General features: G+C 64.6%; 21 protein-coding genes. 8 read left to right on the top strand and 13 right to left on the bottom strand.

The window, feature by feature from the left end; all coding sequences use genetic code 11:
* Nucleotides 1–20: 20 nt before the first annotated feature.
* The 3 genes from LPJ38_RS21085 to LPJ38_RS21075 are packed head-to-tail and all read right to left on the bottom strand — an operon-like array spanning nucleotide 21 to nucleotide 3,545.
* Nucleotides 21–1,778 carry an NAD+ synthase gene (locus LPJ38_RS21085; RefSeq protein ID WP_145640023.1) on the bottom strand — a complete coding sequence of 586 codons (1,758 nt, stop codon included), beginning with the start codon at nucleotides 1,776–1,778 and terminating at the stop codon, nucleotides 21–23.
* 20 nt (nucleotides 1,779–1,798) lie between these two features.
* Nucleotides 1,799–2,152: a diacylglycerol kinase gene (locus LPJ38_RS21080; protein WP_061848607.1), complete on the bottom strand. Its 354-nt coding sequence runs from the start codon at nucleotides 2,150–2,152 to the stop codon at nucleotides 1,799–1,801.
* A 4-nt stretch (nucleotides 2,153–2,156) separates the two neighbouring features.
* The gene (locus tag LPJ38_RS21075; RefSeq protein ID WP_145640021.1) at nucleotides 2,157–3,545 is read right to left on the bottom strand and encodes a class II 3-deoxy-7-phosphoheptulonate synthase; all 1,389 of its coding nucleotides are present in this window, start codon (nucleotides 3,543–3,545) and stop codon (nucleotides 2,157–2,159) included.
* A gap of 180 nt (nucleotides 3,546–3,725) precedes the next feature.
* Here LPJ38_RS21075 and LPJ38_RS21070 point away from each other — a divergent pair, with 180 nt between their 5' ends.
* Nucleotides 3,726–4,622 carry an alpha/beta hydrolase family protein gene (locus LPJ38_RS21070; RefSeq protein ID WP_145640018.1) on the top strand — a complete coding sequence of 299 codons (897 nt, stop codon included), beginning with the start codon at nucleotides 3,726–3,728 and terminating at the stop codon, nucleotides 4,620–4,622.
* A 7-nt stretch (nucleotides 4,623–4,629) separates the two neighbouring features.
* On the opposite strand, the gene LPJ38_RS21065 is transcribed toward LPJ38_RS21070, so the two are convergent.
* A complete protein-coding gene (locus LPJ38_RS21065; RefSeq protein ID WP_145640015.1) occupies nucleotides 4,630–4,893 on the bottom strand; it encodes a hypothetical protein in 264 nt (87 codons plus the stop codon).
* A 187-nt stretch (nucleotides 4,894–5,080) separates the two neighbouring features.
* Nucleotides 5,081–6,565, bottom strand: a complete 1,485-nt coding sequence (locus LPJ38_RS21060) for an aldehyde dehydrogenase family protein (protein ID WP_167520687.1) — start codon at nucleotides 6,563–6,565, stop codon at nucleotides 5,081–5,083.
* A gap of 113 nt (nucleotides 6,566–6,678) precedes the next feature.
* Between LPJ38_RS21060 and LPJ38_RS21055 the strand changes: the two genes are divergently transcribed.
* The gene (locus LPJ38_RS21055; protein ID WP_145640009.1) at nucleotides 6,679–7,761 is read left to right on the top strand and encodes a substrate-binding domain-containing protein; all 1,083 of its coding nucleotides are present in this window, start codon (nucleotides 6,679–6,681) and stop codon (nucleotides 7,759–7,761) included.
* A 60-nt stretch (nucleotides 7,762–7,821) separates the two neighbouring features.
* Here LPJ38_RS21055 and LPJ38_RS21050 read toward each other — a convergent pair whose 3' ends face one another.
* The 4 genes from LPJ38_RS21050 to LPJ38_RS21035 are packed head-to-tail and all read right to left on the bottom strand — an operon-like array spanning nucleotide 7,822 to nucleotide 9,910.
* Nucleotides 7,822–8,412 carry a TIGR00645 family protein gene (locus tag LPJ38_RS21050; RefSeq protein ID WP_145640007.1) on the bottom strand — a complete coding sequence of 197 codons (591 nt, stop codon included), beginning with the start codon at nucleotides 8,410–8,412 and terminating at the stop codon, nucleotides 7,822–7,824.
* A gap of 27 nt (nucleotides 8,413–8,439) precedes the next feature.
* Entirely contained in the window at nucleotides 8,440–9,081 is a 642-nt protein-coding gene (locus LPJ38_RS21045; RefSeq protein ID WP_145640004.1) for a TerC family protein, read from the bottom strand.
* Nucleotides 9,078–9,440, bottom strand: coding sequence for a hypothetical protein (locus tag LPJ38_RS21040; RefSeq protein ID WP_208750616.1), 363 nt, complete (start codon nucleotides 9,438–9,440; stop codon nucleotides 9,078–9,080). The genes LPJ38_RS21045 and LPJ38_RS21040 overlap by 4 nt, the downstream gene beginning before the upstream one ends.
* A 2-nt stretch (nucleotides 9,441–9,442) precedes the next feature.
* Nucleotides 9,443–9,910: a TerB family tellurite resistance protein gene (locus tag LPJ38_RS21035; protein ID WP_145639998.1), complete on the bottom strand. Its 468-nt coding sequence runs from the start codon at nucleotides 9,908–9,910 to the stop codon at nucleotides 9,443–9,445.
* A 221-nt stretch (nucleotides 9,911–10,131) separates the two neighbouring features.
* On the opposite strand from LPJ38_RS21035, the gene LPJ38_RS21030 reads away from it, so the two are divergent.
* From LPJ38_RS21030 to LPJ38_RS21015, 4 genes are read left to right on the top strand one after another with little or no spacing between them, the layout of a single operon-like run.
* Complete coding sequence (locus LPJ38_RS21030; protein ID WP_158644792.1) at nucleotides 10,132–10,428, top strand: hypothetical protein; 297 nt, start codon at nucleotides 10,132–10,134, stop codon at nucleotides 10,426–10,428.
* Nucleotides 10,385–11,212 (top strand): class II glutamine amidotransferase, encoded by an 828-nt coding sequence (locus LPJ38_RS21025; RefSeq protein WP_145639996.1) that lies wholly within the window; start codon nucleotides 10,385–10,387, stop codon nucleotides 11,210–11,212. Before LPJ38_RS21030 ends, LPJ38_RS21025 begins: the two co-directional genes overlap by 44 nt.
* A 19-nt stretch (nucleotides 11,213–11,231) precedes the next feature.
* Nucleotides 11,232–12,458 carry a carboxylate-amine ligase gene (locus tag LPJ38_RS21020; RefSeq protein ID WP_145639993.1) on the top strand — a complete coding sequence of 409 codons (1,227 nt, stop codon included), beginning with the start codon at nucleotides 11,232–11,234 and terminating at the stop codon, nucleotides 12,456–12,458.
* A 60-nt stretch (nucleotides 12,459–12,518) separates the two neighbouring features.
* Entirely contained in the window at nucleotides 12,519–12,704 is a 186-nt protein-coding gene (locus tag LPJ38_RS21015) for a hypothetical protein (RefSeq protein ID WP_145639990.1), read from the top strand.
* 19 nt (nucleotides 12,705–12,723) lie between these two features.
* Here LPJ38_RS21015 and LPJ38_RS21010 read toward each other — a convergent pair whose 3' ends face one another.
* Entirely contained in the window at nucleotides 12,724–13,032 is a 309-nt protein-coding gene (locus tag LPJ38_RS21010; RefSeq protein ID WP_145639988.1) for a hypothetical protein, read from the bottom strand.
* Nucleotides 13,033–13,407: 375 nt separating this feature from the next.
* On the opposite strand from LPJ38_RS21010, the gene LPJ38_RS21005 reads away from it, so the two are divergent.
* The gene (locus tag LPJ38_RS21005; RefSeq protein ID WP_145639986.1) at nucleotides 13,408–14,547 is read left to right on the top strand and encodes a glucuronate isomerase; all 1,140 of its coding nucleotides are present in this window, start codon (nucleotides 13,408–13,410) and stop codon (nucleotides 14,545–14,547) included.
* 9 nt (nucleotides 14,548–14,556) lie between these two features.
* Here the strand turns inward: LPJ38_RS21005 and gor are convergent, their stop codons facing one another.
* Genes gor through rpiA form a run of 3 tightly spaced genes read right to left on the bottom strand, consistent with a single transcriptional unit; the run spans nucleotide 14,557 to nucleotide 17,262 of the window.
* Nucleotides 14,557–15,945, bottom strand: coding sequence for a glutathione-disulfide reductase (gor, locus tag LPJ38_RS21000; protein WP_145639983.1), 1,389 nt, complete (start codon nucleotides 15,943–15,945; stop codon nucleotides 14,557–14,559).
* Between the two features lie 46 nt (nucleotides 15,946–15,991).
* Nucleotides 15,992–16,534, bottom strand: a complete 543-nt coding sequence (locus LPJ38_RS20995; protein ID WP_145639980.1) for a DUF2059 domain-containing protein — start codon at nucleotides 16,532–16,534, stop codon at nucleotides 15,992–15,994.
* Nucleotides 16,531–17,262 (bottom strand): ribose-5-phosphate isomerase RpiA, encoded by a 732-nt coding sequence (rpiA, locus tag LPJ38_RS20990; RefSeq protein ID WP_145639976.1) that lies wholly within the window; start codon nucleotides 17,260–17,262, stop codon nucleotides 16,531–16,533. Before rpiA ends, LPJ38_RS20995 begins: the two co-directional genes overlap by 4 nt.
* A 170-nt stretch (nucleotides 17,263–17,432) precedes the next feature.
* Here rpiA and LPJ38_RS20985 point away from each other — a divergent pair, with 170 nt between their 5' ends.
* The gene (locus tag LPJ38_RS20985; RefSeq protein WP_145639973.1) at nucleotides 17,433–18,125 is read left to right on the top strand and encodes an HAD-IA family hydrolase; all 693 of its coding nucleotides are present in this window, start codon (nucleotides 17,433–17,435) and stop codon (nucleotides 18,123–18,125) included.
* Nucleotides 18,126–18,239 lie beyond the last annotated feature (114 nt).

Here is an 18,239-nt window from a genome sequence, read left to right as displayed (position 1 = left end):
AACTAGGCATCTTCGAAGAGTCACCCCTCAAAGGCATCGATCGACGCCTTGCTGCCGCGCGACACCAGCGTCTCGTCGTGTGCCGGCAACGGCTCGCCCTTGTCACGAAAACGGTTGGTGATGGGATAGCGGCGGTCGCGGCCGAAATTCCGTCGCGTCACTTTCACGCCGGGCGCGGCCTGGCGGCGCTTGTATTCGGCGACGTTGAGCAGATGGTCGATGCGGGTGACCGTCTCGCGATCGAAGCCGGCCGCAATGATCCGATCCAGCGGCTCCTCGCGTTCGACGAGACGTTCGAGAATGGCATCGAGCACGTCATAGGGCGGCAGCGAATCCTCATCACGCTGGTTCTCGCGCAGCTCCGCGCTCGGCGGCCGCGTGATGATATCAGGCGGAATGACCTCGCCGGCCGGGCCGAGCGCGCCGTCCGGCTTCCAGGAATTGCGCAGGGCCGCCAGCCGAAACACCTGCGTCTTGTAGATGTCCTTGATCGGGTTGAAGCCGCCGTTCATGTCGCCGTAGAGCGTGGCATAGCCGACCGACATCTCCGACTTGTTGCCCGTCGTCACCACCATCAGCCCGGTCTTGTTGGAGATCGCCATCAACAGCGTGCCGCGGGTGCGGGCCTGCAGGTTCTCCTCGGTGATGTCAGGCGGCAGGTTCTTGAAGATGCCGGACAGGATGGTCTCGAATCCGGTGACGGCCTCCGCAATCGGCAAGACCTCGTAGCGGATGCCGAGATGGCCGGCGAGTTCACCGGCATCCGCAATTGAGTGCGGCGCCGTGTAGCGATAAGGCAGCATCACGCCATGGACCTGGTCGGCGCCGAGCGCATCGACCGCGATCGCCGCGCACAGCGCGGAATCGATGCCACCGGAAATGCCGAGTAGCACGCCCGGAAAGCCGTTCTTGGCGACGTAGTCGCGCAGGCCCAGCACGCAGGCGGCATAGTCGGCCTTGTCGCCCTCGACCTGCTCGGCAATGGGACCTGTGCAGCGCCAGTCGTCGCCATTCCTGGTGAAGCGCAGCGTGACGATGGCCTCCTCGAACGCCGGCAGTTGCGCGGCGAGCGAGAGGTCGCCGTTGAGCGCGAAGGACGCGCCCTCGAACACCAGCTCATCCTGGCCGCAGACCTGGTTCAGATAGACCAGCGGCAAGCCGCTCTCGGTGACACGCGCCACCGCCACCGACAGGCGCACGTCATTCTTGTCGCGGGCATAAGGCGAGCCGTTCGGCACCAGGATGATCTCGGCCCCGGTCTCTGCCAGCGTCTCGACCACGTTCTCGTAATCCTCGGACTCTTCCAGCCAGATGTCCTCGCAGATCGGCACGCCCACGCGCACGCCGCGCACCGTCACGGGGCCGGCAGCAGGCCCGCGCGCAAACAGCCGCTTCTCGTCGAACACGCCGTAGTTCGGCAGATTGCATTTGAAACGAAGCGCGGCGATGCGGCCGCCGTCGAGCAGCGCACAGGCATTGTAGAGCCTGCCCTCCTCGACCCAGGGCGTGCCGACCAGCAGGGCCGGACCACCGTCGGCGGTCTCGCGCGCAAGGCTTTCGATCGCGGCGCGGCAGGCGGCCTGGAACGCCGGCTTCTGCACGAGATCCTCCGGCGGATAGCCGGCGATGAACAGTTCCGGAAACAGCACGAGATCGGCGCCGTCGGCGATGGCGCGCGCGCGCGCCGCGCGCGCCTTTGCGGCATTACCCTCGATGTCGCCCATGGTCGGATTGAGCTGTGCGAGCGTGACCGCGAATGCATTGTGACGTTCGGCCATGATGCGCTCTCGACCTTTGGCTAGACGAAACCCAATCGCTCGACGATGGCAAAGATCCAGAACACGCCGGCCATGAGCAACGCGACGCCGACGGCGGCCGAACCCATGTCCTTGACCCGGCCGATCTGCTTGTCGTGATCCATGGTCAGGCGGTCGGCGAGCTTCTCGATCGCGGTGTTGAGCAGCTCGACTGTCAGCACGAACGCAACCGAACACACCAGCTCGACCGCGCGCATTGCAGTCGCGCCGATGAACCAGGCCAGCGGCAGCGACAGGAGGAGCGCAAAAATCTCCTCGCGGACGGCCTGCTCCGACCGGAACGCAAAGGCCAGACCGTTACGGGAATTGATCGTGGCCTTCCAGATTCGCAGCAAGGTCTTAGAGCCCCGCGGCGGCCGGCATCGGCTTGGCCTTGCCGGCGCGTTCCTGCTTGAGCAGCTCCGCGATCAGGAAGGCCATGTCGATGGATTGCTCGGCGTTGAGGCGGGGATCGCAGACGGTGTGATAGCGGTCGTTGAGATCCTCGTCCGTGATGGCGCGGGCGCCGCCGATGCATTCGGTGACGTCCTGGCCGGTCATCTCCAGATGCACGCCGCCGGCATGGGTGCCTTCGGCGGCATGGATGGCGAAGAACGATTTCACCTCGGACAGGACGCGGTCGAACGGCCGCGTCTTGTAGCCCGACGTCGAGGTGATGGTGTTGCCGTGCATGGGGTCGCAGGACCAGACCACCGCCCTGCCCTCGCGCTGCACGGCGCGGACCATGTTCGGCAGGTGCTCGCCGACCTTGTCCGAGCCGAAGCGGCCGATCAGCGTGAGCCGGCCGGGCTCGTTGTCGGGATCGAGCACGTCGATCAGCTTCAAGAGCTCGTCGGCTTTCAGCGACGGGCCGCATTTGAGCCCGATCGGGTTCTTGATGCCGCGGAAATATTCGATGTGGCCGTGATCGAGCTGGCGGGTGCGATCACCGATCCAGATCATATGGCCGGAGGTCGCGTACCAGTCGCCGGTGGTGGAATCGACCCGGGTCATGGCCTGCTCGTAGCCGAGCAGCAAAGCCTCGTGGCTGGTGTAGAAATCGGTGGCGCGCAGTTCGGGATGGGCTTCGAGATCGAGGCCGCAGGCGCGCATGAAGTTCAGCGCATCCGAGATGCGGTCGGCCAATTCCTTGTAGCGGCGGGACTGCGGCGAGTCCTTCAGGAAGCCGAGCATCCATTGATGCACGCTGCCGAGATTGGCGTAACCGCCGGTGGCGAAGGCGCGCAGCAGGTTCAGCGTCGCGGCCGATTGGCGATAGGCCATCAGCTGACGCTGCGGATCCGGCAGGCGCGCTTCCTTGGTGAAGGCGATGTCGTTGACGATGTCGCCGCGATAGCTCGGCAGCTCGACGCCGTTCACCTTCTCGGTCGGCGACGAGCGCGGCTTTGCGAACTGGCCGGCGATACGGCCGACCTTCACCACCGGGACGGCGCCGGCATAGGTCAGCACCACCGCCATCTGCAGCAGCACGCGGAAGAAGTCGCGGATGTTGTTGGCGCCGTGCTCGGCAAAGCTCTCGGCGCAATCGCCGCCCTGGAGCAGGAAGGCCTCGCCAGCTGCAACCCGCGCCAGCGCCTTCTTCAGGTTGCGCGCTTCGCCGGCGAACACCAGCGGCGGAAAGGTCGCAAGCTGGGCCTCGACGTCGGCCAGGGCCTTGGCGTCGGGATAGTCGGGCACCTGTAGCACCGGCTTGCTGCGCCAGGACTCGGGCGTCCACCGCTCGGACATCGCAATCTCTCCGTGAAGCAAAAAAGTGCAACCTGATCTGTGGGTTGCGAGGGCCGCCTTATACACAGGCTGGCCGCGGCCCGCCAGTTGTAAATCCATTCTTCACTGCAAACCCTTGCGGCGAAAGTCAAATTCGCATTTGTTGGAAGGGCGAGGCAACTGGCAGGATCCCTTGCGCCCATGGACGCGGCACCGGACGACGTTTTCATCGACGAGATCAGCTTCCCGGCGATCGACGGGTATGCGCTGACCGGCACCCTGTTCCTGCCGCGCGGCACCAAGCGTCATGCCGTGCTGATCAACTCGGCCACCGCCGTCCCGCGCAAGATCTACCGCGGCTTTGCCTCCTATCTCGCCCATCGCGGCTGCGCCGTGCTGACCTACGACTATCGCGGCATCGGCGACTCCCGGCTGCCGGCGATGGTCGGCTACAACAGGCCGAAATCGCTGGTCGGCTTCAAGGCGTCGATGTCGGATTGGGCCGCGCTCGACGTCACCGCCGCGGTGCGCTGGATGCGCGAGCGCTACCACGGCCTGCCCCTGGCCTATGTCGGCCATTCCTTCGGCGGCCAGGCGCTGGGGCTGATCGAGAACAACACCGACATCTCGCGCGCCGCCTTCGTGGCCTCGCAGGCCGCGACGTGGCGGCTGATGAGTTCGCCGGAAAAATATCGCGTCTTTGCCTTCATGAATTTTGTCGGCGTGCCGCTGGTCCACGCCCTTGGCTATGCGCCCGGCTGGGCCGGCATCGGCGAGGATCTGCCCAAGGGCGTCTTCCTGCAATGGGCGGAGTGGGTCTCGAGCCCACGCTATCTGTTCGATTCGAAGCTGCCGGCGCTGCAGAATTTCGCGAACTTCAAGGGCGAGCTGCGCGCGCTGTGCTTCCAGGACGATCCCTGGGCGACGCTATCAGCGGTCGAGCTGCTCACGGGCGGCTTTACGGCGATCAAGCCGGAAGTGCTCACCGTCAAGCCGTCCGACGTCGGTGCCAAGGCAATCGGCCATTTCGGCTTCTTCCGCCCCGATCACCGCGACACGCTCTGGCGCGGCGTCGCAGAATGGATTCAGGGCGAGTGAGCCCTCGTCAGCGGATGACCACCGTCAGCGACGAGTAACGTTTGTTCGGCCTGGCTTCGCCCGCCGAGAATTGCGCGAAGGCATCGCTGACCCGCGCGGCCGGCGTCGTCCCGTCTGCAAACCGGAATTCCTTCGGTCGCGGCGCGTAGAAGCTGGCACGGTAATAGGAATCGTCGAAGCGCGTCTCGCCGACGCCGAACAATGCGTCGCAGACGAACAGGAGTGCATAGACTCCCGCGACTGCTGCGACGATCTCCCTGAGAATTGACATGATGATGCCCTGCCCTTTTGCCGGCAGGATGCACATCGGTTCCAAAGCGGACGTTTAAGGCAGGAGCCTTCTTGTCCGCAGGGTTTGCCGCGCCTGAGTGGATTGCAGACAATTTTATCGATTTCAAAAAGAGAGCCCGCCTGACGGGACGATCAGGCGGGCTCCAGGATTGGCCGCTCGGGAGGTGTCAGACGGCCAGGTTCATCCAGACGGCTTTGGGCTCGGTGAAATTGTCGATGGCGGCGGTGCCGTGCTCGCGGCCGAGGCCGGAGTCGCGCTCGCCGCCCCAGGGCAGCCGCACGTCGGTATAGCCATAGGTGTTCATCCAGACCGTGCCGGCGCGCGCCCGCTTGGCAAAGCGCTGCAGCTTGCCGATGTCGCGGCTCCACACGCCCGCGGCGAGGCTGTAGGCCGTGCCGTTGGCGACCCCAAGCGCGTCGGCCTCGTCCTTGAACTTGATGACGCTGACGACGGGCCCGAAGATCTCCTCCTGCGAGATCCGCATCTCGTGCGCGACGCCGGCGAACACCGCCGGGCTGATGAAATAGCCGCGCTCGCCGACGCGCGTCCCGCCGGTGACCAGGCTCGCCCCCTCGTTCCGGCCGATGTCGACATAATCGAGGATCGACTTCATCTGCTTCTCGGAGATGACGGGGCCGAGCGCGGTCTTGCGGTCCAGCGGGTCGCCGATCCTGAGCGATTTCGCGCGTGCTGCGAGCCGCTCGACGACCTCGTCATAGGCCTTGTCCTGCACGAGCACGCGGGAGCCGGCCGAGCACACCTGGCCGGCATTGAAGAAGATGCCGGAAGCCGCCGCCTTGCTTGCGGCTTCAAGATCGGCATCGTCGAAAATGACGTTGGCCGATTTGCCGCCGAGCTCGAGCGAGACGCGCTTGAAGTTGCTGGCCGCTCCTTTCATGATTCCGCGCCCCACCCCGGGCGATCCGGTGAAGGTGACCTTGTCGACATCGGGATGATTGACCAGCGCGTCGCCGACGACGCGGCCCGGACCGGTGACGACGTTGAACACGCCCGCCGGCAGGCCGGCCTCCAAGGCCAGCTCCGCGATGCGCAGCGCCGACAGCGAGGTCAGCTCGGCCGGCTTCATCACCACGGTGCAGCCGCAGGCCAGCGCCGGTGCCAGCTTCCACATCCCGATCATCAGTGGGAAATTCCACGGCACGATCGCCGCGACCACGCCGACCGGCTCTCGCACGGTGTAGGTCAGGGCATCGTCGCGCACCGGCACAACGTCGCCGCTGATCTTGTCGGCCCAGCCGGCGTAGTAGATCAGCGTGTCGACCGCGGCGGGAAAGTCCTGGCGCATCGTCGCGGAGATCGGCTTGCCCGCGTCGATCGACTCGAGCTCGATGATTTCGTCGGCATGTGCCTTCAGCAGTTCGGCCCAGCGTAGCAGGATCTGGCCGCGCTCCGACGCCCGCATGGTGCGCCAGGGGCCTTCGAACGCCCGGCGCGCGGCCGCGACCGCATGCTCGACATCTGCCTCGCCGCCCTCCGCGATGGTGGCGATGATCTGCCCGGTGGCGGGATTGAGCGACTTGAAGGTCCGGCCGGAGCTGGCGGGGACGCGGCGGCCGTCGATGAGCAGATGCTGCGGCCGCGCCATGAACGCGGTTGCCGGCGAATGCGCGAAGTCATATGCAACAGACATCATATTTCCTCCATATCTGGTATGCCAGACTAGGCGCCGGATCGGCGGAGTAAATATGATATGGTTTGCAAATGGACGAGCCGCATATGAAGTGCAGTTCATAAGGTAGGCCAATGCTTCAGATCGAGATCGAAGCCGTCTGGCGATTTCGCCGCGAGGGCAGCCCGCGCACCGCCGTGATCATGCTCGGCGTGCTCAACGAGATCCGGAAGACCGGGAAGATCACGAGCGCCGCGAGCGATGCCCATCTCTCCTATCGCCACGTCTGGAATCTGATCGAGCAATGGTCGGAGTTCTTCGGCGCGCCGCTGGTCGAGACCCAGCGCGGCAGGGGCTCCAAGCTCACGCCGTTCGGCGAACGGCTGGTGTGGGCCGGCGAGCGCATGCAGGCGCGGCTCGGGCCGCAGCTCGAAAACCTCGCGCAGGAGCTGGCCAGCGAGATCAAGCCGTTCCTCGAACAACGCCCGTCCGTGGTCCGCGTGCATGCGAGCCACGGCTTTGCGGTGGCCAAGCTGCGCGAATTCCTCGACCGCGAGCCCGGCATCGGCGTCGATTTGCGCTATGTCAGCAACCAGCATTCGCTGGTCTCGCTGGCGCAGGGTGCATGCGACCTCTCCGGCCTGCATCTGCCGCACGGCGCGCTGCGGGCCCAGGGCATCAAGGCCGCGCGCGAATGGCTCGATCCGCGCGAGGACCGCATCATCAGCTTTGTGACGCGCGAAATGGGCCTGATGGTCGCGCGCGGCAACCCGCTGCGGATCGCCTCGCTGAACGACCTTACAAATCCCAAGGTCCGCTTCGTCAACCGCGACCATGATTCCGGCACGCGGCTTCTGTTCGACCAATTGCTCGCCGCGCACGGCATCGACGAGAGCAGGATCAACGGCGCACAGCAGATCGAGTTCACCCACGCGGCGGTCGCCGCCTATGTCGCCAGCGGGATGGCGGATGCGAGCTTCGGCGTCGAGGCCGCGGCGCGGCATTTCGGCCTCGACTTCATCCGCATCCTGACCGAGGATTATTTTTTCGTCTGCAAGCGCGCGTTCCTGGATACGGAGCCGATGCGGCGCATCCTCGAGATCATCCGCAGCGCCGATTTCCGCGCCGCGGTCGCAACGCTCCCCGGTTATGTGCCCTCCGACACCGGCAGCGTGACCGGCGTGAAGGCGTTTCTCGAGATGCATGCCGTGCGGTGATGCCGCGTAATGCGCTCACCTTGGGCGCAATGCCGTCGACCAACCGCCCTGGAGAACAAGTCAGCCGTGGCTGGCGCCCTTGCGATGGCCGCCGCCATCGCTGCTGAGACGGTCGACCCAGGCAATGCCGATCGCCGAGACGATGAAGGCAAGGTGGATCAGCACCTGCCACATCACGCCGCTCTCGGTGAAATTGCTGCGGGTCGTGCCGAGATTGCCCGCCTCGATGAAGGTCCTGAGCAGCGAGATCGAGGAGATGCCGATGATCGCCATCGCCAGCTTGATCTTGAGCACGCTGGCATTGACGTGGCTCAGCCATTCCGGCTCGTCGGGATGGCCGGTCAGGTTCAGCCTGGAAACGAAGGTCTCGTAGCCGCCGACGATCACCATCACCAGGAGGTTCGAGATCATGACGACGTCGATCAGCCCGAGCACCACCAGCATGATCTGCTGCTCGGTGGCGTCGAACGAGTGCAGGACCAGGTGCCAGAGCTCCTTGAGGAACAGCAGCACGTAAACGCCTTGCGCGATGATCAGGCCGACATAGAGCGGCACCTGCAGCCATCGCGAGCCGAAGATGAGCTGGGCGAACGGACCAATCTGCGGCCGAGGTGCGGCGTCCGCCGAAGGCGCTTTGGCTTCAGACCTCATCGATCACTCCGGATTGCGGTAGACGCCTCAGAGACTCGCAATGACCGGTGCAAGTTCCAGCGTGCCCCGATAGATCATCTCACACGCGACGTAAAGGATGATGGCGAGGCCGACATAGGCGACCCAGCGCTGCTTCTGCAGCAAGCGGCCAAGCAGATCAGCGGCGACTCCCATCAGGCCAACCGACAAGAGCAGGCCGAAGGCCAGGATGTAAGGATGCTCCCGCGCGGCGCCTGCGACCGCGAGCACGTTGTCGAGCGACATCGACACGTCGGCGGCGACGATCTGCACCGCGGCCTGAGCGAAGGTCTTTTGTTGCACCGGCGCAGCACCGGCGCCGCCAGTTTCGAGTGCAAGTTCGTTCGCATGAGCATGTGCGGACTGCTCGCGCAGCTCTCGCCACATCTTCCAGCACACCCAGAGCAGCAACACACCGCCGGCAAGCAGGAGGCCGATCACTTGCAAAAGCTGCGTTGCGACGCCGGCGAAGGCGATGCGGAGTACGGTGGCCGCAGCGATGCCGACAATGATGGCGCGGCGGCGCTGCTGTGGCGGTAGACCAGCAGCAGCAAGGCCGATCACGACGGCATTGTCGCCGGCGAGCACGAGATCGATAAGGATGACTTGAAAGAGCGCGGACAGCGCCTCGGCGGTGATGAATTCAGTCATGATTGACCATTTTTCGATGTGGACGGATTGAGCCAGTGCGGCTTCTTCCGCTCGACCCAATCCAGGACCTTTGAACGTGAGGAACGTAGCGCAGGCACGTCCTCGGCAAGCAGCGCGAGACCGAGCGGCAGCATCCAGACGCCGAGAATTGGCAGGAAGGAAAGCACGCCGCCGGCTATGAGCAGCGCGCCGGAGGGGATCCTCACCCAGCGGCTCGACGGCTTGAGCAGGTAGGTGACGGTGTCGGCCATGCGCGGCGGCAATCGGTCAACAAGCTTGTCGAGGCGCGGATCACCGCCGGCCATCTGACCGCGATCGCCCTCTGCCCCCGTCTTACGCTCGTCCGAGGTCGTGGCCATGCTCATTCCTTGGCCGCGGTGTAAGGTGCCGCGCGCCCCTCACCCGAGGCGACCTTACTCGCGCGGGGCAGAGCAAGCGTCAGCAGCCGCAACAGCTTGATGGCCTGTACCTCATGGGGATGCACGTCCTCGTCTGCCGCCGCGACGCGCTCTGACAGCTCCATCAGATGCGCTGACAGCGACATGTTCGAGACCGGCCGGAGCGTCTCGATCACGACGTTGGCAAAATCCGGCTCTTCGAGTCGTTCAGCGAGTGCATCGAACATCGCAAGCAGCCGATCGTCCTCGATATGAGGCGCCAAGTCGCGGTCCCGAATGAAGCGCATCACCTCGTCGCGCTCTACCGGTGAAACGCGTCGGTCGGCCACGGCGACCAGCGCGCCGGCAATGACCAGCGCCGCCGCAGCCTGCTCGTTCAGGGTGGACGGATCAGCGATTTCGATCGGACTGGAATGCTTGGCGTCGGGCATCGTTGCTCCCTAACTTTGCGAAATGACCGCACGGGGCAGCGATGGAGCGACTGGGTCGGAGAGAACGAAGAGGGCCCGACGGTCGGCCGATCCATCGCATTCGCGCGGGACTGGTCATCCGACATCACGAGGTTTACCGACATTGTCGGTGTCCTCGCCAGAGGGGCCCGGATTCTTGTTCCGACCAGAAATAAAGATCACCCCATCGGAATCAAGCCGATATGACTGCGACCAGCCGCCGCATCGGTTCCCCCTCGTTGCAGCAAGCAGCCGGATTAGCACGTTACGGTTCCAAACCTTACCTCGATAATGGAACGCCCTATGCAGCCCGGCCGTTCCAACGCCGTCAACTTGCGCTTGCGATTGCCGCATTCGCGGACCACGAAGCCGGAAATGTTGAAGAGCTGCGGCCGGGAACCATCGAACAGGCCGATCAGTTACTGCACTTCAGGGCATCTCCCGACAGGATTCCTCATGTGCCGCTGGATCGCATATCGGGGCGAGACGACGTCCTTTGAGCCTTATGTCACCGAGCCCGAGCATTCGCTGATCGCGCAGAGCATCCGCTCGCTTCAGTCGACGGCCGGATCCAACGGCGACGGCTTTGGTCTCGGCTGGTACGGCGAGCACCCAGAACCTGGCCTGTATCGCGAGACGCGCCCGGCGTGGTCGGATGAGAATCTACGCTATCTTTGCCGCCATCTGCGCTCGCATCTGTTCTTCGCGCATGTGCGTGCAGCCACCGGCACGGCGGTGACGCGGCAGAATTGCCATCCCTTCGCCTGCGGCCAGTGGATGTTCATGCACAATGGATTCGTCGGCAGCTGGAACCGGCTGCGGCGCAAGGTCGAGGCGCTGATTCCCGATGCCCATTACCCGTCGCGGCTCGGCACCACCGATTCGGAGGCCGTGTTCCTCGCCATGATGGGCGCGGGCCTGGATAGCGACCCGCTCGGCGCGACGCAGCGCGTGCTGCAGGCCCTCGTCGGCCTCGTCAACGAAGGCCAGCTCCGCGAGCGGCTGCGCTTCACCAGCGCGATCGCCAACGGGCGTGATCTCTACGCCTTCAGGGTTGCAGTCAACGACGCCGCGAACACGCTGTATTTCCGCGAGGACGGCGACCAGGTCGTGGTGGTGTCCGAGCCATTCGACAAAGAGGAAGATTGGGCAGAGGTGCCGCCCAATCACGCTTTGATCGCGCGCGTGTCCGAAAGGGTGAAGATTGTTCCGTTCGACGTGACAATTTGCAGTGGCGCCGAGACGGAACCCGCTCCGGCCAGACGGATTAGTGCCCGCAGGTAACCTTTTGCCGGGTGGGGCCATGACATTTGCTTCAGACGTTTTGAAACTGCTGCGGCTGGATTCGTCCGACGACAGGCAGCACCTCGTCATCCGCTCCGCCGGCGGCCGCGGCAAGGCCGCGGAATATTCCTTCGGCATCGAGGAGGAGTACTTCCTCGCCGATCGCCGCAGCCTGGAAGTCGCGATCAAGACCCCCGACGAATTGTTCGAATCGGCGAACTGGTCGACCGGCGGCCAGGCGATGCGGGAGATGCTGCAATCCCAGCTCGAAGTCGCCACCAACATCCACGTCGACGTCAACGACGCACGCGAAGAGCTCCGTTTTCTTCGCCGCGAGGTCGCGAACGTCGCCGCGCAATACGGCTTCGTCATCATGGCCTGCGGCACGCATCCGACCGCGGTCTGGCGCATGTCGCAGCCGAGCCCGAAGCCGCGCTACGAGGAGATGATCGAGGATCTGCGCAGCATCGGCCACCGCAACATGATGTGCGGCATGCACGTGCATGTCCAGTTGCCCGATCCCGAGAAGCGCATGGCGGTGATGCGGGCGATGCTGCCGCACCTGCCGCTGATCATCGCGCTCTCCGCCTCCTCCCCGTTCTGGAATTCGCACAAGACCGGGCTGAAGGGCTACCGGCTCGCCGCCTATTCCGAGCTGCCCCGCACCGGCCTACCCGAACTGTTCGAAGGCAGGCAGGATTACGACGAATATGTCGGCGCCTTGCAGCGCTCCGGCGTGATCCCGGATGAAAGCCACATCTGGTGGGCGATGCGGCCCTCGATGCGGCACCCGACCCTCGAGCTTCGCGCGCCGGATACCTGCACCTTCGTCGACGACGCCGTGGCGATCGCCTCGCTCTACCGCTGCCTGACACGGCATCTCTACCTGCGACCGCATCTGTCGAAGGAGGTCACCGCGGTCGAACGCGCGATTGCGGTGGAAAACAAATGGCGCGCCCAGCGCTACGGCACCGACTGCATCTTCGCCTCGAAGGACGGGCCGGTCACGATTTCCGAGCTGCTCTCCCGCGTGATCAACGATATCGCCGAAGACGCGGCCGCGCTGAACTGCACCCGAGAGGTCGAGCACTGCCGGACCATCGTGGAACGCGGCAGCTCCGCCGAATTCCAGCTTCGCGCCTATCGCGACAACGGCGACGACATCGCGGCCGTGTCACGCTGGATCGCGACGTCCACGACGTCAGGAACGAGCGCTCCGGTCGCAAGCGTCGCTGCCTCGTCATAACGCTCAGGCAAGCTCTGGGGGCGACATGTCGTTCCGGATTCGGCTCTCGCGGAGAAACACATGAATCACGTTACGTCCTGCTCCGGCTGCGGCCATGGACTTGTGCCGATGATTTCGGCCGAGGGACGCCCCCAGCTGAGCTGCTTCTGGTGCGAAGGCATCGACATGCGAACGATGGACATGTCGAAGTGGGCCGACAGCCCGGTCGGCAAGCCTGAACGGGCTGCTCGTCAATCGTTCGAATAAAGCGGTCGCCCTGCTCCGGTCAGGCCGTTGCGGCCACGCGTTGCGCCAATACATTGCGGGACTGCAGGAGACGATCGATCGTTGGCTTTCGCGGCGGCCGGCGCCGGGGAACATAGAGACAGGTGACGAGGATCGGCTCGTCATCGCCGAGCTCTATCCGTTCCCTGGCGAGCAGGCTCATGACCGAGCGCATCTTGAGGATTTCCTCCGCAACGAAAGTGCAATCCTCGTCCCGATTGACCTGCTCGCGCATGATGGCTTCGGCCTCGAGCATGCTGACGCGAAGCGCTCTGATGGTTCTGCGAATTTCGTTGATGCGGTTGTCCATGGCTGCCTCCATCTCGGTTGCAGCATAAGAACAAAACATGAACAATCTGTCAATCGCCCTACCCGGGTCACGATATTATTGCCGAGCCCAAGAGGGGCCATCGCGCCGACCCCAGCAACACCGCTGCACGCGGCCTGATGAGACTTGCTGACAAATTAGACAGGTCTCGTCGCTGCCTTGAAAGGAGGAGCCCCTCGCGCGGCGTCTCACGATCAGAGCGAGCCATCGATCTAACGTCCCGTGCAACCACCGGATTTCTTCCCGCACCGGTGCGTCCGCATCACGATGCCGGATCCACTTGCAGCTTCGCAAAGCAACTGGCCCAATATTCGCAATGTCGTGTCAGCGAAGCAACGGCGCAGAGCGGAGAACGTCATGAACGTGCATGCTGCGGGCGATCTCAAGACGACCGGCCTAACCCATCCGAACGGCGCACCGCTCCGCCTCAACACGCAGGACTTCGTCGCCATCGACCGCGATCGGAATGCGAAGTTCGAGGCGACCTATCGTCCGCAAGCGCTCTACAATCGCGCCAACGAAGGCTTTCACGCCAACAATGAGACCTTCCTCCTGCACGAAGTCGCGACCAATCTGCCGATCTACCGCCCCGACACCGGACCCACCGACTTCCATCTGCATCTTCCGCCCGGCGGCTTCCAGCTCGTGCTGGTCACCTCCGGCGCCTTCACCTTCGATTATGACGGGCGCTTCTACAATGTCGGCCCGGGCGCGGTGATGCTGCAGAGCGCGATCGTTCACCGCCAGCTGTTCTACACCTGGTCTGGCCTGTCGACCGAAGAGAATTTGAGGACGCCGCAGACCGTGGTGCCTGATCCGATCGCAATGGGCTATTCCGGCAAATTTCTCGAGGCCTTCATCACCGACCCCACCACCTTTCCGAATCCGACCATCGTCGGTCCCGACCAGATCAACGAAGCCGAAACGCCGCGTGTGGCCTGGAGTCACAAGCTGCACAACCGGCCGGCCGATGCCGGCTTCTGGCTTCAGGACCCACTGGCGCTGGACGCGCTGTTCAAGCCGCTCACGGATGGCTCCGTCAAATCGGCCATGCCGGTTTATCTGCGCGATATCGGCATCGAGGTGCCAAGTGGCCATCTCGTCACCGGCCACATCATCGCGACCGATCCGCGCGGCCAGTCGCTGCTGCCGAAGAGCATGTCGGTCGCCGCGGACGCGAGCTGCTTTGCCAAGGGCGAGGTCGTGATCTACCGCGTCATTCGCGGCACGGCCGAGTTCAGGAAAAAGGCCGGCGAGAGCTTTGAACTCTCCGCCGGCGATGTGGTGACTGCAGGGAAGGATGCGATCAGCCTTGTCGGCATCAGCGAAAACACCCAGGTTCTCCGGCTCGGCCTGCTCAAGGGCATGAACGAGCTTCGCAGCTGGACGCCGACTCAGCGTGACGAGATCGACGGCCTCGCCGGTCAGATCATCACGCAAAAGGATATCCGCCCGCTGCGCACCGAAGGCAGGCCGGTTGGATATCTCTATGGCTAGACGCTGAGCCTACTCCGCCGCCTGTCGCACGTGGCGTGCGGTCGGCGTGCGCATGGTCACGAGCTCTTCGGCCGCGGTCGGGTGCAGCGCGATCGTGGCGTCGAAATCGGCCTTGGTCGCCTTCATCTTCACCGCGATCGCCACGGCTTGCGTGATCTCGGCGGCGGCATCGCCGACGATGTGGCAGCCGAGCACGCGATCGGTCGCCCCGTCGACGACGAGCTTCATCAGCACGCGGGTGTCGCGGCCGGACATCGTCGCCTTGATGGGGCGGAACGTCGTCTTGTAGATGTCGACGTGGCTGAACTGCGCGCGCGCCTCGGTCTCGGTGAGACCGACGGTGCCGACCTCCGGCTGCGAGAACACCGCGGTCGGAATGTTGGCGTGATCGACCCTGACCTCACGCTTGCCGAACACGGTGTCGGCGAAGGCATGGCCCTCGCGGATCGCCACCGGCGTCAGGTTGAAGCGGTGGGTGACGTCGCCGATCGCATAGATGCTGTCGACCGAGCTCTTCGAGAAATGGTCGACGGCAATGCCGCCGTTCGCGCGATTGATGGCAACGCCGGCATTCTCCAGGCCGAGATTGGCAACGTTGGGATGGCGGCCGATCGCGAACATCACCTGATCGGAAGCGAGGCTTGAGCCGTTCGACAGATGCGTGGTGAACTCCTCGCCGTGGCGATCGACCTTGGTCACCGTGCAGCCGGTGAGGATGGTGATGCCCTGCTTCTCCATCTCGCTGCGGACGTGGCTGCGGACATCCTCGTCGAAACCGCGAAGGATGTTGTCGCCGCGATAGATCACGGTGACGTCGGAGCCGAAGCCGGCGAAGATGCCGGCAAATTCAAGCGCGATATAGCCGCCGCCCTGAATCACGATCCGCCTCGGCAGCTTCTTCAGATGAAACGCCTCGTTGGAGGAGATCACGTGCTCGATGCCGGGAATCGAAGCGCCGTGGTTCGGCGCGCCGCCCGTGGCGATCAGGATGTATTTCGCGGTGATCTTCCGGTCGTTCTCGAGCAGGCGGACGGTGTGCTTGTCCTCGATCACCGCCCGGCTCTTGACGATCTCTGCGCCCGACTTCCCGACATTGGCCGTATAGGCCGCCTCCAGCCGCGCGATCTCCTTGTCCTTGTTGGCGATCAGCGTCGGCCAGTCGAAAGTCGCGGGCGGAACGGTCCAGCCGAAACCGGCGGCATCCTCGAGCTCGTGACGGAAGTGGGAGCCGATCACGAACAGTTTCTTCGGCACGCAGCCGCGGATCACGCAGGTGCCGCCCATGCGGTACTCTTCCGCGATCATCACGCGGGCGCCATGGCCGGCCGCGATGCGGGCGGCCCTTACGCCGCCCGAGCCGCCACCGATGACGAAGAGGTCGACGTCGAATTCAGCCATTGTCCACTCCGACCTCTTTCAAGAACGACCTTTCAGATAGGTGCGCTCAGATCTCCTTGCCACGCTTGCGCATCTCGGCGCGGAAGGCCCCCATCACGGTCTCGGAGAAGTTCTGGGCCCAGGAGTTCATGAAGGCCATGCTGAGCCCGATGGCGCGGGGCTCGGCGTCGATCAGCTTCTTGCCGAGCGGCGACTTGTAGAAGGTGACGAGGTCCTTCAGCTCCTGCTCGGTGAACTCGCTGGCATAGATCTGCGCCATGCCCTCGCCGATCTCGTTCTGGCGGCCGTTGAGCTGCTGCGCCACGACCTGCGCGACCTCGTTGAGGTCCTTCTGGTAGTTGAGATTCTGCTGGATCAGCGCGATCTTGGTCTTCTCGACGAGGCCGGGCACGGCGCCGGTATACATCGCGGTCGCGTTCTTGATCTGCAAGATCTCCCTGGCCGCGGCAATCGCCGCGGGCGAGGCCTTCGGCTGGGCCGGTGCTGCAGGGGCCTTGGCGGCCGGCTGTTGCGCCATGGCCGTACCGGCCGAAAGCGCCAGCCCCACAGCGAGGGCCGCCACCGGCAAGAATCTCAACACGCTCTTCATTCGTGGTCTCCTTTCGGCTTGCGCCGTTCAATCACGCGAATTCCCTCGCCGCCCGCCAGAACGGCCGAGCTGGCCAAGCCGATGAACAAGCCATGCTCGACCACGCCGGGGATGGCGCTCAACGCCTTGGCGAGAGCGGGTGGATCGACAATACGACCGAGCTGGGCATCGACGATCCAGTGGCCGCCATCGGTGACGAAAACGTGGCCGTCCTTGTCCCCGCCCTTGGCCTTGCGGACCGCCATTTGCCCGGAAACGCCGCATGCGGCAAATGCCTTCTCGATCGCGCGGCGCGTCGCGCCAAGCCCGAACGGGATGACCTCGACCGGCAGCGGAAACTTGCCGAGCGCCGGCACCCATTTGCTGTCGTCGGCAATCACGATCATGCGATCCGAGGCCGCCGCCACGATCTTCTCGCGCAGCAGCGCGCCGCCGCCGCCCTTGATCAGATTGAGATCCGGATCGATCTCGTCGGCACCGTCCACGGTGATGTCGAGGTGGTCGATCTCGTCCAGCGTGGTCAGCGGCACGCCGCAGCGCTCCGCATCCGCGCGCGTCGCTTCGGAGGTCGGCACGCCGATCACCTTGAGCCCGGCGGCGACGCGCTCGCCGAGCAGCTCGACGAAATGTTTCGCGGTCGAGCCGGTGCCGAGCCCGAGCTGCATGCCGTCACGCACCTCCTCGAGCGCGCGCGCCGCAGCCTGCCGCTTCAACTGGTCCATGTTCAAATCTGCGCCCGCCTCTGCCTCTGGATCGAGAGTGCCGCCGATATAGCCCCTTGCGGCGGCCTATGTAGCCTCGTTTTTCTCGCGGGAACAGGCCTTGGGGCCGATCTTATAAGGTGAACTTATGGCGCCGGCCCTTGCGCCGGTCCGGCCGGCCCGATAGCGCTTGGATCATGACCTCCCCCTACACCCTCGTCTTCGATCTCGACGGCACGCTCGTGGATACGGCTCCCGACCTGATCACCGCGCTCAACTATGTGCTCGACCGCGAAGGGCTGCCGCCCGTGCCAATGGCCTCGGCCCGCAACATGATCGGCGCCGGCGCCCGCAAGCTGATCGAGCGGGGATTGGAGGCTGAGGGCCGCTCGGTGACCCCCGCCGACATGGACCGGATGACGGCGGATTTCATCGCCTATTATGCCGACCACATCGCGGTCGAATCCCGCCCCTTCGAGGGGCTCGAGACTGCGCTCGACCAGTTCGCCGCCCAGGGCCATCGCCTTGCGGTCTGCACCAACAAGCTGGAATGGCTGTCCAAGCGACTGCTGGACCAGCTCGGCCTCAGCCGCCGCTTCGCGGCGATCTGCGGCGCGGACACTTTTGGCGTCCAGAAGCCCGATCCCACCATCTTTCGCGAGACCGTGGCGCGCGCCGGCGGAGAGGTCAAAGCCAGCATCATGGTTGGCGATGCCGGAACCGATGTCGGCGTCGCCCGGCGCGCCGGGGTGCCCGTGATCGGGGTCAGCTTCGGCTACACGGATGTGCCGATCGCCGAGCTGAAGCCTGACCGGCTGATCCACCACATGCGCGACCTGCCGGCGGCGGCGCATAGCCTGATGACTCTCCAGGTTCCAACAACCCATTGATTACGCAAGGAATTTCTACGGAACCTTGAGTTAGCCATCTGCTATCGGCTGCCTGCTCCTCGCGACACCCCGAAAGGCGCGCGGGGCGTGGCGGTTCGTCGCAGCATAAGGGCG

The organism is Bradyrhizobium daqingense (assembly GCF_021044685.1).
In the GTDB taxonomy this organism is placed as follows: domain Bacteria; phylum Pseudomonadota; class Alphaproteobacteria; order Rhizobiales; family Xanthobacteraceae; genus Bradyrhizobium; species Bradyrhizobium daqingense.
The sequence above is the reverse complement of the archived record's forward strand: the minus strand, read 5'-3'. Positions and strand labels throughout refer to the sequence as shown.